This is a genomic window from Embleya sp. NPDC001921 (genome assembly GCF_053594475.1).
The window spans coordinates 61,831-74,346 of sequence record NZ_JBSFEO010000039.1 but is presented as its reverse complement, the minus strand read 5'-3'; the positions used below and the strand labels follow the sequence as shown (position 1 = coordinate 74,346).

The following is a 12,516-nucleotide window of genomic DNA, read 5'->3' as shown; positions in this document are numbered from 1 at the left end:
CGATGGCCGTGCCTTTCCCGACGGGGGTGTTGCCCGCGGCACGCGGGCACGCGCGGTTCGTCCTGCGCCGTCCGGGGTTGTCGTTGTCGCTGGTGGTGTTCGTGCTGGTGCTGCTCGCGGCGCTGTTCCCGGGGTTGTTCACCGATGGGGACCCGCTGGTGGGCACGCCCCGGGACAAGTTGCGGGGGCCGAGCGCGGAGCACCTGTTCGGTACGGATCAGCTCGGGCGCGATCTGTTCACCCGGGTCGTGTACGCCAGTTCGTTGTCGTTGCGGGCCACGTTCGTGGCGGTGCTGGTGGCGCTGGTGGTGGGCGGGGGTCTCGGCTTGTTGTCCGGGTTCTTCGGCGGGTGGTTGGACGATGTGGTGATGCGTGTGGTCGACGTGTTGCAGGCGATCCCGCGCCTGTTGTTGTCGCTGGCGTTGGTCGGCGCGTTGGGCTTCGGCACCACGAAGGTGGCGATCGCGGTGGGTGTGGCCAGTGTCGCGGGCTTCGCCCGGGTGATGCGGGCCGAGGTGTTGCGGGTGCGTTCGTCGGTGTACGTGGAGGCGGCGCGGGCGAGCGGGGTGCGTTCGGGCGCGGTTTTGGCCCGGCATGTGCTGCCGAACGCGTCCGGGCCGGTCCTGGTGATGGCCGCGTTGGAGTTCGGCATCGCGATCCTGTCCGTGTCGGCGCTGAGCTTTTTGGGCTTCGGCGCGCCGCCGCCGACCCCGGAGTGGGGCGTGTTGGTGGCCGATGGGCGCAATTTCGTGGCCACGGCGTGGTGGTTGACCACATTTCCCGGCCTGGTGATCGCGGCGACGGTGTTGTCCGCGAACCGCATCTCGCGGGCCTTGGACGGAGAACGGAGGCAGGACCGATGAGGGAGACGGGCAAGGGGCTCGCGGGCGGGTCCCCCGGGCGGGAGTCCGAAGTCGCGGGTGTGGGGCGGGCGCCGGCCGCGTTGTCGGTGGTGGCGACCTCGGTGGACCCGTTGTTGGAGATCCGGGGGCTGCGGGTGTCCTACCGGACCTCCCGCGGCCCGGTGGACGCGGTGACCGCCGCCGACCTGAGCGTGGCGCCCGGTGAGGTGGTCGCGGTGGTGGGCGAGTCGGGTTCGGGCAAGAGCACCACCGCGCACGCGGTCGTGGGGTTGTTGCCGGCCGGCGGTCGGGTCGGCGCGGGTCGCGTGTTGTTCGAGGGCCGCGACCTGTTGACGCTGCGCGAGCGTGAACTGCGGCGGGTGCGCGGGCGGTCGATCGGGTTCATCCCGCAGGACCCGATGCTCTCGCTCAACCCGGTGCGCCGGATCGGCGATCAGGTCGCCGAGGCGCTGATCGTGCATGGTCTGGCGAGCGGCAAGGAGGCGGCGGAGCGGGCGGTGGCCGCGCTCGGTGAGGCGGGCCTGCCCGAACCGGCGGTCCGGGCGCGGCAGTTCCCGCACGAGTTGTCCGGTGGCATGTGCCAGCGGGTGCTGATCGCGATCGCGTTGGCCTGCCGGCCCCGGCTGGTCATCGCCGACGAGCCCACCAGTGCGCTGGACGTCACCGTGCAGCGGCGGATCTTGGACCACATCGACGAGCTGACGCACGCGCACGGTACGGCGATGCTGTTGATCACCCACGATCTGGGGGTGGCCGCGGACCGCGCGCAGCGGGTGGTGGTGATGTCCGGGGGCACGGTGGTCGAGCAGGGGCCCGCGGCGCGGATCCTGACCGATCCCGAGCACCCGTACACCCGGCAGCTGATCGCGGCGGCGCCGAGCCTGACCACTCGTCGGGCCCGGCCGCGTCCGGTGCGCGAACCGGTGCCGCGGGCCGAGCCGTTGCTGACCGTGACCGGTCTGGTCAAGGAGTTCGCGCTGCCCCGGACCAAGGAGGGCGCGCGCACGCTGCGCGCGGTGGACGACGTCTCGTTCACGGTGCGCCGGGGCGAGACGCTGGCGCTGGTGGGCGAGTCGGGGTCGGGCAAGTCGACCACGGTGCGGATGATCCTGGGCCTGGAGACGCCGACGGCGGGCCGGGTGCTGATCGAGGGGCGGGAGGTGACCCGGCCCGGGCGCGGCGAGTTGCGCGCGCTGCGCCGGCGGATGCAGTTGGTGTACCAGAACCCGTACGCCTCGCTGGATCCGCGCTTCACGGTGTCCGAGATCGTCGAGGAGCCGCTGCGCGCGTACCGGGTCGGTGGCCGCGCGCAGCAGCGGGCCCGGGCGGCGGCGTTGATCGACCAGGTGGCGCTGCCCGGGGGCGTGCTGCGGCGCAAACCGGCCGAGTTGTCCGGCGGGCAGCGCCAACGGGTGGCGATCGCGCGGGCGTTGGCGTTGGAGCCGGATCTGGTGGTGTGCGACGAGCCGGTGTCGGCGCTGGATGTGTCGGTTCAGGCGCAGATCCTGGAGTTGTTGGGCCGGCTCCAGGACGAGTTGGGGATCAGCTACCTGTTCATTTCGCACGACTTGGCGGTGGTGCGTCAGATCGCCGACCGGGTGGCCGTGTTGCGGGCCGGTCGGCTGGTGGAGAAGGGCGCGTGCGAGCAGGTGCTCTCGGCGCCCACGCATCCGTACACCCGCGAGTTGATCGCGGCCATTCCCGGGCGTCGGCGCCCGCAGCCGTTGGGAGCGGTGTCATGAGGTTCGCCGTGTTCACGTTGGGCGCCAACGCGCCGCATCCGCTCACCGGGCACCGGGCGCCCGCGCACGAGCAGTTGGCGGAGCTGGTCGAGACGGCGGCGCTGGCGGAGGAGTTGGGCTTCGACGCGTTCGGGGTGGGTGAGCGGCACGGTGAGCCGTTCCTGTCCTCGGCACCGCCGGTGATCCTGGCGGCGGTGGCGCAGCGCACGTCGCGGATCCGGCTGTTGACCACGCTGACCGTGATCAGCGTGTTGGATCCGGTGCGGGTGGCCGAGGACTACGCGACGCTGGACCAGTTGTCCAGGGGCCGGCTGGATCTGATGGTCGGCAAGGGCAACGACCCGCGCCATTTTCCGCTGTTCGGGTTGGTCGAGGACGATCAGTGGGAGCTTCAGGAGGAGAAGTTCGAGCTGCTGCGCCGGTTGTGGAGCGAGGAGAAGGTCACCTGGTCCGGGCGCTTTCGCAGTCCGCTGCACGAGGTCACCACCTATCCGCGGCCGTTCCCGCGTGCGGACGGGCGGGCGCCGGTGATCTGGCACGGCAGCGCGACGAGCCGGGCGTCGACCGAGTTGGCGGCCAAGTGGGGCGATCCGCTGTTCACCGCGAACGGCTTCCATCCGATGGCCAAGTACGCTGACCTGATCGACCACTATCGCGAGCGGTGGGCGGCGTACGGGCGGGATCCGGCGGACGCGGTGGTCGGGTCGGGCGCGGGCGGCTGCTATGTGGCGTCCACGTCGCAGGAGGCGCTCGCGCGCTATCGGCCCTACTACGACGCGTTCGCCAAGTCGGCGGCGGCGCAGCACAATCGCTCGCCGTTCACGTCGTTGGAGGACAACGTCGCGAACGGGCCCGCCCTGGTCGGCAGTCCGGCGCAGATCGTGGACAAGATCGGCCGCTACCACGCGGCTTACGGGCATCAGGTGCAGGCGATCGGGACGGAGGGGCTCGGTCGCGCGGAACGGCGGGCGGTGCTGGAGTTGTTCGCGGGCGAGGTGGCTCCGGCGTTGCGTACGGCGATTCCTTCGCGGGTGTGGGAGCGGGCTGCCTGAACGTGCGGGAGGGGGTGGGGGGTTGGGGGTTGGGGGCTCGGGGGCGTGGAGTCCTCGGGGGGGGTGGGGTCCTGGGGGGGTGTGGGCTCCGGGGGGGGTGTGGGCTCCGGGGGGGTGTGGGTCTCGGACTCGGCCGGGCGGGCTCCCGGCTCGGCCGGGGTTCGGGGTGGGCCGGGTCCGGTCCGGGCCCGGCCGGTTTTCGGGAGGGGCCGGTTCGCGCCGGGGTTCGGGGTGGGCGGGTCGGGCTTGGGCCCGGCGGGCGTGCGTGGACGCCCGTTCGGCATCCCGGGGCGGGTCGGGCGCGATGGCGGCCGAGGGGGTGGGTCCCGATGCGGCGGCGATCGGTGCGGGGCTCTTGCGGGGGGCTGTCCCGAGCGCGAATAATCACGAGTCATGGACGGCTGCGTGTGTCACGCGGGCCCCCGCTCGGGATTGCCCGGGGCGCGGGTCCTGATTGCCGTTCACCTCCTGGTCCGCCGACACATCGACTTCCTGCGCGTGTGCAGCGCGAGTTGTAGCGCGGTCTGAGTTCCACGCCACCGGTCCGCCCGCATCCGGGTCGGACCGCGCCGTGCCGTGCCGTCTCGACCGTTGCCACACTCCACGACCCGCGCGAGGGAGACCCGTATGTCCACGACATCCCCGAAGGCCGCCGGACCGATCGACTTCCGCACCCACGGGCGCTATCGCGTCCGCCACCCCGGATCGCCGCTGCCGGGTCTGGAGGGCATCCGCCCGCCGATGCAGCGCTTTCGCGGCCGGCTCGGGGCGGGTTTTCGCGCCGAGCCCAATCGTTACCACCTCTACTTGTGCCTGGCCTGCCCGCGTTCGTTGCGGGTGGCCATCACGCGCGACCTCAAGGGCTTGGGCGCGGCCGTGGGCACCTCGCTGGTGGACCCGGTCCGCGACGGGCGCGGTTGGGCGTTCCGGGACGGGGACGGGCACGGCCTGGACCCGGTGGGCGGGTTCGCGTTTCTGCGTGAGGCGTACGAGGCGACCGAGTACCACTACGACGGGCCGGTCACGGTGCCGGTGTTGTGGGACCGGTGGAGCGGACGGGTGGTCAGCAACCACGCGCCGCACATCCTGCGCGATCTGGCCACCGGGTTCGACGGCGGGCCCGAGTTGTATCCGGCGGAGCGGCGTGAGGAGATGTGCGCGCTGGACACGCTGTTCGAGGAGGACGTCACCGATGCGGCGCAGCGGGCCGGGCGGGCGCCGGCGGGATCGCGCCGGGCCGAGGCGATGGGAACGGTGCTGGCCACCCTGGCGGTGGCCGAACGGCGGCTCGCGGTACGGCCGTTCCTGCTGGGTGACCGGCTCACCGCGGCGGACGTGCAGTTGTGGACGACGCTCGTGCACCTGGACGCGGTGCACAAGCGGCACTTGGACGCCGAGGACGTGCACCGGCTCGCGGCGCACCCGCATCTGTGGGCGTACGCGCGGCGGTTGAACCTGATCCCGGCGTTCCGCGACAACCTGCGGCTGGACCACATCGCCCGAAACCACCGGAGCCACTGTCGGGGTCCGGCGGCCTCGGGCGTGTCGATCGCGCTCAACGACTGGACGTGATCCCCGCGGCGTGGCGGTGCGGGCCCGGATCCCGGGGGCTCACACCGCCACGTCGGTGCGGTGTGCGCCGGCCGGGCGGGGTGCCGGCAGGCGCAGGTGTTCGCGCAGGGTGGTGCCCTCGTATTCGGTGCGGAAGACACCGCGTTCCTGCAGGATCGGCACGACCTGGTCGACGAACTCGTCCAGTCCGGTCGGTGTCAGGTGCGGGACCAGGATGAAGCCGTCGCTCGCCCCGTCCCGTACGTGCACCTCCATGCGCTCGGCGACGTGCGCGGCGGTACCGATGAACGTCTGCCGGGCGGCCACCTCGATCACCACCTCGCGCAGGCTCAACCCGCCCTTGGCTGCCGCGAGTTCGCGCCAGGTGCGGGCCACCTCGAGCGGGTCGCCGCCGGTGCGGACCCGGCCCCGGGCGATCGTGGTGCCGTCGGTGACCGGGTCGAAGTCCGGCAGGGGCCCGTCGGGGTCCAGGTCGGACAGGTCGCGGCCCCATACCTGTTCGACGAACTGGATGGCGTTGCGCGGGCTGACCTGTTGCCGGCGGATCCAGGCGGCCTTCTCCTGCGCCTCCTCGGTGGTCGCGCCGATCACCGCGGTCACCGCGGGCAGGATCCTGAGCTCGTCCGGGCCGCGTCCGTGTCGGGCGGCGCGGCCCTTCATGTCCGCGTAGAAGGCCCGGCCCGCGTCGTATTCGCCGTGCCGGGAGAAGATCACGTCCGCGTGTGCGGCGCCGAACTCGCGGCCGTCCTCGGAGTCGCCGGCCTGGATCAGCACCGGGCGGCCCTGCGGGGTGCGCGGTACGGTGAAGCGGCCCTCGATGGCGAAGTGTCGTCCGTGGTAGTCGAACCGTCCGGCGTCGGGGGTCGCGAACACCCCGACGTCGGGGTCGGCGATGTGCGCGTCCGGGGCCCAGCTGTCCCACAGCGTGCGGGCGGCCTCGACGAACTCGATGGCTCGCTCGTAGCGTTCCTCGCGCGGCAGGAAGCCGCCCCGGCGGAAGTTCTCCCCGGTCCAGGCGTCCGGCGAGGTGACCACGTTCCAACCGGCGCGGCCGGCGCTGAGGTGGTCGAGTGAGGCGATCTTGCGGGCGAGTTCGTAGGGCTCGTTGTAGGTGGCGGTGGCGGTCGCGGCCAGGCCGAGCCGGTCGGTGATCGCGGCCAGTGCGGCCAGCACGGTGAGCGCGTCCGGGCGGCCCGCGACGTCCAACTCGAAGATCTTGCCCTGGTGTTCGCGCAGGCGCTGGCCTTCGGCCAGGAAGAAGAAGTCGAACCGGCCGCGCTCGGCGGTGCGTGCGAGGTGTTCGAAGGAGTCGAAGTCGATCTGGCTGCCCGAGCCCGGGTCGCTCCAGACGGTGGTGCTGTTGACGCCGGGGAAGTGTGCTGCGAGGTGGATGCGTGTGCGGTGTGCCGGGTCTCCGGATCGGGAGGCGCGGGGGCGGGTGTCGACGGGCCGGGGGGCGTGGGGCTGTGGGGCGCGTGGCTGCGGAGTGCGGGACCGGGAGCTGCCGGGCTGAGGGGCGTTGGGCTGAGGGCTGTTGGGCTGGGGGTTGCTGGGTTCGGGCATCGGTGACCTCTCCTCAGGTCCGGGCATAGCGGTTGGCGGGCAGCGGCAGGCCCAGGTGGCCGCGCAGGGTGTGCGCGGTGTAGGCCGTACGGATGTGGCCGCGCTCGCGCAGCAGCGGGACGAGGTCCTCGGCGATCCGGTCCAGGTCGTGTGGCAATACGCCCGGGATCAGTGTGAAGCCGTCCACCGCGCCGCCCACGTACCAGCCGGCGAGTCGATCCGCGAGCGCCTCGGGGGTGCCGGTGAAGCCGAGGCCGGCGGCGACCGGTACGTCCGAGCGCGCGTCGAGCAGGGCGCGTTGGCGGCGGGCCTGCGCGTCGGTGGCGGCCAGATGCACGGTGATCTCGGCGAGCACCCGCAGCTCGGCGGGGTCGCGGCCGTTGCCCTCGGCGATGGCGTGCGCGCGCTCGCGCAGTCGGCGGGCCTCGTCGGGGCCGGTCGCGTCGACGAAGAGCACGTCGGCGAATCGGGCGGCGATCTCCAGCGTGTCGGGGCCGTCCACGGTGATCCCGATCACCGGCCGGCCCTGTGGCGGGCGCGGTGTGATGGAGGGCCCGCGGACGTCGAACCAGGTGCCCTCGAAGTCGACGTAGTGCAGCTTCTCCCGGTCCAGGAACCGGCTGGTGGCCACGTCGCGGATGATCGCGTCGTCCTCCCAGCTGTCCCACAACCGGCTCACTACGTCGGTGAACTCGCTCTGTTCGTCCGCGAGTTCACCGGGAGTCGCGACGGGCTTGCGGCCGAAGTGGCGGGCTTCGAGGGCGGTCCGGGACGGCAGCGGCCACCAGCCGGCCCGGCCTCGGCTGACGTGGTCGAGGGTGGCGATCGCGGTGGACACGTGGAACGGCTCGGTGTGCGTGGTGGTCGCGGCCGGGATCAGGCCGATCGACGCGGTGGCGGGCGCCACCCGTGCGGCCACCGAGACCGCGTCGAGCCGGCCCGGGATCCGGGGCGACGGCGGCCCCAGCGAGTCGTCGAGGCGGATGAAGTCGAGCAGGCCGCGTTCGGCGGTGCGGGCCAGTTCGACCCAGTAGCGCGGGTCGAACAACTCGGCGGGGCGGGCGTGCGGCGAGCGCCACGCGGCGGGGTGGCGGCCCGCGCCGTCGAGCGCGACACCGAGGTGGAGATGGCCGGTGGTCATGCGAACTCCCTTGTCGTACGGGCAAGTCGGCCCGCGCCCCGGTCGGCGACCGGGGCGCCGACCGGAACGGGTCAGGCGACGGCGGCCGGGCGGCGCAGCCGGGCGGAGAACGCGTCGGCGAGTTCCTCCAGCGGCGCGACGCCCTCGGCCTCGATCCCGCCGTCGGCACCGACGTATCGCTCGTGCACGAACCAGCCCTGTGCGACGTGGTCGGCGCCGAGCGAGGTCAGCACCGGGCGCAGCGCGTAGTCGAGCGCGAGTACGTGCGCGGGGGTGCCGCCGGTGAGCACCGGCAGGATCTCCTTGCCGCGCAGCGCGAATTGCGGGAGCACGTCCAGGAACGTCTTGAGCACGCCGCTGTAGGCGGCCTTGTACACCGGGCTGGCGATCACGAGCGCGTCGGCGTCGGCGACCCGGGCCAGTGCGGCGCGCAGGTCCGGGTCGGCGAAGTCGGCGTGCAGGAGCGCCCGGGCGGGCAGGTCGCGCACGGCGAGGGTGGACACGTCGTGTCCGTCGGCGGTCAGCCTGGCGGCGACGTGGCGGGCGACCGCGCCGGTGCGCGAGGTCGCGGAGGGGCTGCCCCATACGGTCAGGACGGTTGCCATGGATCTACCTCGGTTCGCGGTGGTCCGGTCGTGGTTCTCGGGTGATTCCGAGGTCGACCGGGGGTCGATCAGGGGTTGGTCTGGGGTTGGTCAGGGGTGGTGCTGACGGCGGTCGGGTGGTAGGACCGGCGCCGGTAGGGGGCCCAGGGGTCACCGGAGAGGTGATCCGCAGGGGTTGGTCAGGGGGTGGCGAGGGGTTGGCGCGGGAGGCTGCCGGGTGGGGCCGCCGAGCGGCCGGCCTCGATCGGCGGCCTTCCCGAGCGTCGCCCTGGTGACCGGCCTCGGAGGTCGGTGCGTCCGCGCGGGTCGGTCGAACGGCGATCGGTGGCCGGCGGTGCCCTGTCCGGGAGTCGGGTCGGGCCCGGTCGGGCCCGGTCGGGCCCGGTCGGGCCCGGTCGGGCCCGGTCGGATCCTCATGGGGTCGTGGCCGGGCCTACGCGGGCGTCGCGACGTGCCGGAGGGCGGGTGGCGCGGTGGCCGGGTGGGGCGGTCGGGTCCCGATCGGGGCGACGCGGACGGCGCGGCCGGGGCCGCGGCCTTGGGTCAGCGACAACAAGCGGCGCTGGTGACGCGCCCGAGGTCGATGTGGAGGCGGGCGGACAGCAGCCAACCGGCGGCGGACATGACCGCCCCGTCGCTGTGTCGCGCGTGATGCGCCACCGGGATCCCCTCGCTGGGCCGTGGCGGAGCGCCACGGCGAGATGTTCCGGAACCTAACCCGCCGGGCGGTACTCGGTCAATTGCTCGAAGGCGACCGCGTGGGATCGACGTTGACAATTCGTCGGACGGCTCCGTAGCTTCGATGTCGTGAGCCCCGACCTCTTCCTCGTGTCGTGCCGCCACATCGACCTGTGTCGTGTGGCCGGCGGGCTGTGTCGTCCGCGCGGCTGACCTCGCCGCCGCGCTCCTCGGTCCGTCCCGAGGAATCCTGAGCTCCCGCCCGGGTTGCGCACCCGGCCTTGTGGCGCAAGGCCCTTCCCATCCGCCGAACCCTCGCCCCGGCGTCCCCGTGCCCGGACGCCGGTGACGGTTCGCGTTCTGTTGCCACATCCCCACGAGGGGAGAGCCATGCCCGACCATCCGTCCGGCCGCCTCCGCCCCGTCGCCGTCTGCATCGTCGGCGCGGGTCCCGGCGGCACGTCCGTCCTCGAACGCCTGTTGGCCAACGTGCCCGAACTGCTCGGCGACCGTCCGCTGCACGTGCATGTCGTCGACCCCTACCCGCCGGGCGCGGGACGGGTGTGGCGGCGGGCCCAGTCGCCGCTGCTGTGGGCGAACTCGTTGGCCTGCGACATCACGCTGTTCACCGACGAGGTGTCCACGATCGAGGGACCGATCCGGCCGGGGCCCTCGTTGGCCGAGTGGGCCGCGGCCCGCACCGAAGAGCTGCGCGAGGGTCGCGGATCCGAGGAACTGGAGTCATTCGCGCCGGAGTTGGCCGCGTGCGGGTCGACCTCGTTCCCGTCCCGGCCGCTGCTCAGCGCCTATCTCGCGTGGTTCTTCCGATCCGCCGTCGAGGGGGCGCCGCCCAACGTGCGGGTGATCGTGCACCAGGCGACGGTCGTGGACGTCACCGAGGGCCCGCGCAGGCAGTTGGTGCATCTGGCCGGGCGCCGGCCGCCGCTTCGGGTGGACGCGGTGATCCTGGCCCAGGGTCACCTGGACGCCGAGCCGACGCCGCACGAGCGCGAGCAGATCGGGTTCGCCCGCCGGCACGGGCTCGCGTACATCCCCACCGGGTACACGGCGGATCTGGACCTGGACGCGTTGCGCCCGGGCGAACCGGTTCTGGTGCGGGGCATCGGGTTGGCGTTCGTGGACTTGATGGTGCGGCTGAGTCACGGCCGGGGCGGCACGTTCGAGCGGGACTCGGCCGGTGTGCTGCGCTATCGGGCGTCCGGGCGTGAGCCGTTGCTGCTCGCGGCGTCCCGGCGCGGGGTGCCGTACCGATCCAAGACCGGATATCCGTGGACGGGGGAACGTCCGCCGCTGCCAAGGCACTTCACTGTCGAGGCGGCGCGTGAGGCGGACGACCCCTGGCCGTTGATCGCCAAGGAGTTGGCCGGTGCGCACTATCACCGGCTGTTCACCGCGCACGGCGAGCGCACCACGATGGAATGGGCCGATTTCGACGCGGAGTTCACGGCGGCGGCCGATCCGAGCGAGCTGATCGCGCGGGCGGTGCCGGATCCGGCCGACCGGTTCGACCGGGCGCGGCTGGATCGGCCGGTGCAGGGGCGGCGGTTCGCCGACGAGGGCGCGCTCCAGGAGTGGATGCACGCGCACATCGAGGCCGATCTGACCCGCCGGCACGATCCCGAATACAGCCAGGATCTGGCGACGATACACGCGCTGTTGAGCGTGTACGGGGTGGTGCTGCGGCTTCAGGACGCGGGTGATCCGGTGCCGGACACCACCCGGCTGTTGGGCTTCTTCAGCTACCTGGCCAGCGGCCCGCCGGGGCCGCGCCTGGAGGAACTGCTCGCGTTGGCCCGGGCCGGGGTGATCCGTTTTCTCGGCGAGGACGTGGAGATAGCGGCGGACGAGGAGGCCGGCGATTGGCGGGCGGCGAGTCCGAGTCTGCCGCGGGCGCGGGTGCGGGCGCGCGCGCTGGTGGAGGCCCGGTTGCCGGAGCCCTCGCTCGAGCGCACCCGGGATGTGCTGCTGCGCCGGTTGGCCGCGCGCGGTGACGCGTCCACGGACTCGGCGGGCCGGCTGTGCACCCGGGCCGGCGACCGCCGGGTGGTCGACGCGCGCGGCGACGCGCATCCCGGCCGGTTCGCGGTCGGGCACGGCGTGTCGGGAGGTGCCGGGAGCGCGGGGTTCTCCCGGCCCCGCTTCGACGCGCCCGCGTTTCGGGTCAACGACGCGTTGGTCCGGGGCGTACTCAATCATCTGCGGGATGTCGATCCCGCCGCCGATCGGGCCCCCGATCGGCTGGAACTCGTGACAGGAGCCACCCGGTGACAACTCAGCTCGGCTACGCGAGCCCCGTCGACGTCGACACGTACGGCCCGTACGCGGTCACCGATCCGCAGTACCCGTTCGCGGGTCGGATCGGCGATCCGCAATTCCCGGAGGAGGTCGGGCGGTACCACCTGTACTTGTCGCACGGCTGCCCGTGGGCGCACATCGCCGCGATCGTGCGACATGCGCGCGGTCTCACCGAGATCGTGAGCGCGTCGTATGTGGACGAGGAACGCGACTCCCGCGGCTGGGCGTTCCGGGAGCGGTTCGGCCCGGATCCGGTGAACGGGTTCACCCTGCTGCGGGAGGCGTACGAGGCGACCGAGCCCGGGTACGCGGGCCACATCTCGGTGCCGACCCTGTGGGACCGGGAGAGCGGCCGGATCGTGGCGAACGCGTTCGACGCGATCCCGAACAACCTGGCCACGAGCTTCGCGGCGCTGGTCGGCGAGCAGGCGCCGGACCTGTACCCGGAGGACCTGCGCGAGGCGATCGACCTCACCGACGCGGACTTCGCGACCGCCGCGCGCAAGGGCGGCCTGTGGATATCGGAGGAGGGCGAGACGATCCACACGCTGGAGCGCGCGGACGCGCATCTGGCGGACAAGCGCTACCTGTTCGGTGATCGGCTGACCATCTCGGACATCCGGTTCTGGGTGAAGCTGCTGCGGTTCACGCAGACCTACCGGGCGGCGATCGGCGCGGACGGTCGGACCCTGGTGGACTATCCCCACCTGTGGGCGTACGCGCGTGACCTGTACACCCGGCCGGAGTTCCGCGAGACCACCGATCTCGCGGTGCAGGCGGAGAACGGGCTGCGCCGGTTCCCGGATTCGCCGGCCTCGCCGACCGCCGAGCAGTGGGCTGCGCCGCAGGATCGGGCGTCGCTGGGCTGACCGTCGACTCGCCGATCCGACGCGGGGTCGGGTCGGTGTCGGTCCTGCGGGACGCGCCGCACGTTGGGACGCGTGCGGCGCTGGGGATCCCGGGATGCGGGACCGGTTGGGGGGG

At 72.9% G+C, this 12,516-nt stretch carries 9 protein-coding genes; 6 read left to right on the top strand and 3 right to left on the bottom strand.

All coding sequences use genetic code 11. The annotated features are described in order from the left end of the window. Positions 1-2: 2 nt before the first annotated feature. From ACWCPW_RS36375 to ACWCPW_RS36360, 4 genes are all read left to right on the top strand, one after another. On the top strand, positions 3-863 hold the full coding sequence (locus ACWCPW_RS36375; RefSeq protein WP_449765843.1) for an ABC transporter permease: 861 nt from the start codon (positions 3-5) through the stop codon (positions 861-863). Beyond that, complete coding sequence (locus ACWCPW_RS36370; protein ID WP_449765842.1) at positions 860-2,605, top strand: dipeptide ABC transporter ATP-binding protein; 1,746 nt, start codon at positions 860-862, stop codon at positions 2,603-2,605. The genes ACWCPW_RS36375 and ACWCPW_RS36370 overlap by 4 nt, the downstream gene beginning before the upstream one ends. Then, positions 2,602-3,657, top strand: coding sequence for an LLM class flavin-dependent oxidoreductase (locus tag ACWCPW_RS36365; protein ID WP_449765841.1), 1,056 nt, complete (start codon positions 2,602-2,604; stop codon positions 3,655-3,657). Before ACWCPW_RS36370 ends, ACWCPW_RS36365 begins: the two co-directional genes overlap by 4 nt. 627 nt (positions 3,658-4,284) lie before the next feature. Continuing rightward, positions 4,285-5,229: a glutathione S-transferase C-terminal domain-containing protein gene (locus ACWCPW_RS36360; RefSeq protein ID WP_449765840.1), complete on the top strand. Its 945-nt coding sequence runs from the start codon at positions 4,285-4,287 to the stop codon at positions 5,227-5,229. A gap of 39 nt (positions 5,230-5,268) precedes the next feature. Here the strand turns inward: ACWCPW_RS36360 and ACWCPW_RS36355 are convergent, their stop codons facing one another. The 3 genes from ACWCPW_RS36355 to ssuE form a co-directional block, all read right to left on the bottom strand. Next, entirely contained in the window at positions 5,269-6,792 is a 1,524-nt protein-coding gene (locus ACWCPW_RS36355) for an NtaA/DmoA family FMN-dependent monooxygenase (RefSeq protein WP_449765839.1), read from the bottom strand. Positions 6,793-6,805: 13 nt separating this feature from the next. Then, positions 6,806-7,933: an LLM class flavin-dependent oxidoreductase gene (locus ACWCPW_RS36350; protein WP_449765838.1), complete on the bottom strand. Its 1,128-nt coding sequence runs from the start codon at positions 7,931-7,933 to the stop codon at positions 6,806-6,808. Between the two features lie 71 nt (positions 7,934-8,004). Continuing rightward, positions 8,005-8,538, bottom strand: a complete 534-nt coding sequence (gene ssuE, locus ACWCPW_RS36345; protein WP_449765837.1) for an NADPH-dependent FMN reductase — start codon at positions 8,536-8,538, stop codon at positions 8,005-8,007. A 1,068-nt stretch (positions 8,539-9,606) separates the two neighbouring features. On the opposite strand from ssuE, the gene ACWCPW_RS36340 reads away from it, so the two are divergent. Next, positions 9,607-11,505, top strand: a complete 1,899-nt coding sequence (locus ACWCPW_RS36340; protein WP_449765836.1) for an FAD/NAD(P)-binding protein — start codon at positions 9,607-9,609, stop codon at positions 11,503-11,505. Then, the gene (locus ACWCPW_RS36335; RefSeq protein ID WP_449765835.1) at positions 11,502-12,401 is read left to right on the top strand and encodes a glutathione S-transferase C-terminal domain-containing protein; all 900 of its coding nucleotides are present in this window, start codon (positions 11,502-11,504) and stop codon (positions 12,399-12,401) included. Before ACWCPW_RS36340 ends, ACWCPW_RS36335 begins: the two co-directional genes overlap by 4 nt. The last annotated feature ends 115 nt before the right edge of the window (positions 12,402-12,516 follow it).

Bases quoted from the DNA above. Each gene is read 5' to 3' on its own strand.
- ACWCPW_RS36375 (WP_449765843.1), top strand. From the start codon at position 3: ATGGCCGTGCCTTTCCCGACGGGGGTGTTGCCCGCGGCACGCGGGCAC.
- ACWCPW_RS36370 (WP_449765842.1), top strand. From the start codon at position 860: ATGAGGGAGACGGGCAAGGGGCTCGCGGGCGGGTCCCCCGGGCGGGAG.
- ACWCPW_RS36365 (WP_449765841.1), top strand. From the start codon at position 2,602: ATGAGGTTCGCCGTGTTCACGTTGGGCGCCAACGCGCCGCATCCGCTC.
- ACWCPW_RS36360 (WP_449765840.1), top strand. From the start codon at position 4,285: ATGTCCACGACATCCCCGAAGGCCGCCGGACCGATCGACTTCCGCACC.
- ACWCPW_RS36355 (WP_449765839.1), bottom strand. From the start codon at position 6,792: ATGCCCGAACCCAGCAACCCCCAGCCCAACAGCCCTCAGCCCAACGCC.
- ACWCPW_RS36350 (WP_449765838.1), bottom strand. From the start codon at position 7,933: ATGACCACCGGCCATCTCCACCTCGGTGTCGCGCTCGACGGCGCGGGC.
- ssuE (WP_449765837.1), bottom strand. From the start codon at position 8,538: ATGGCAACCGTCCTGACCGTATGGGGCAGCCCCTCCGCGACCTCGCGC.
- ACWCPW_RS36340 (WP_449765836.1), top strand. From the start codon at position 9,607: ATGCCCGACCATCCGTCCGGCCGCCTCCGCCCCGTCGCCGTCTGCATC.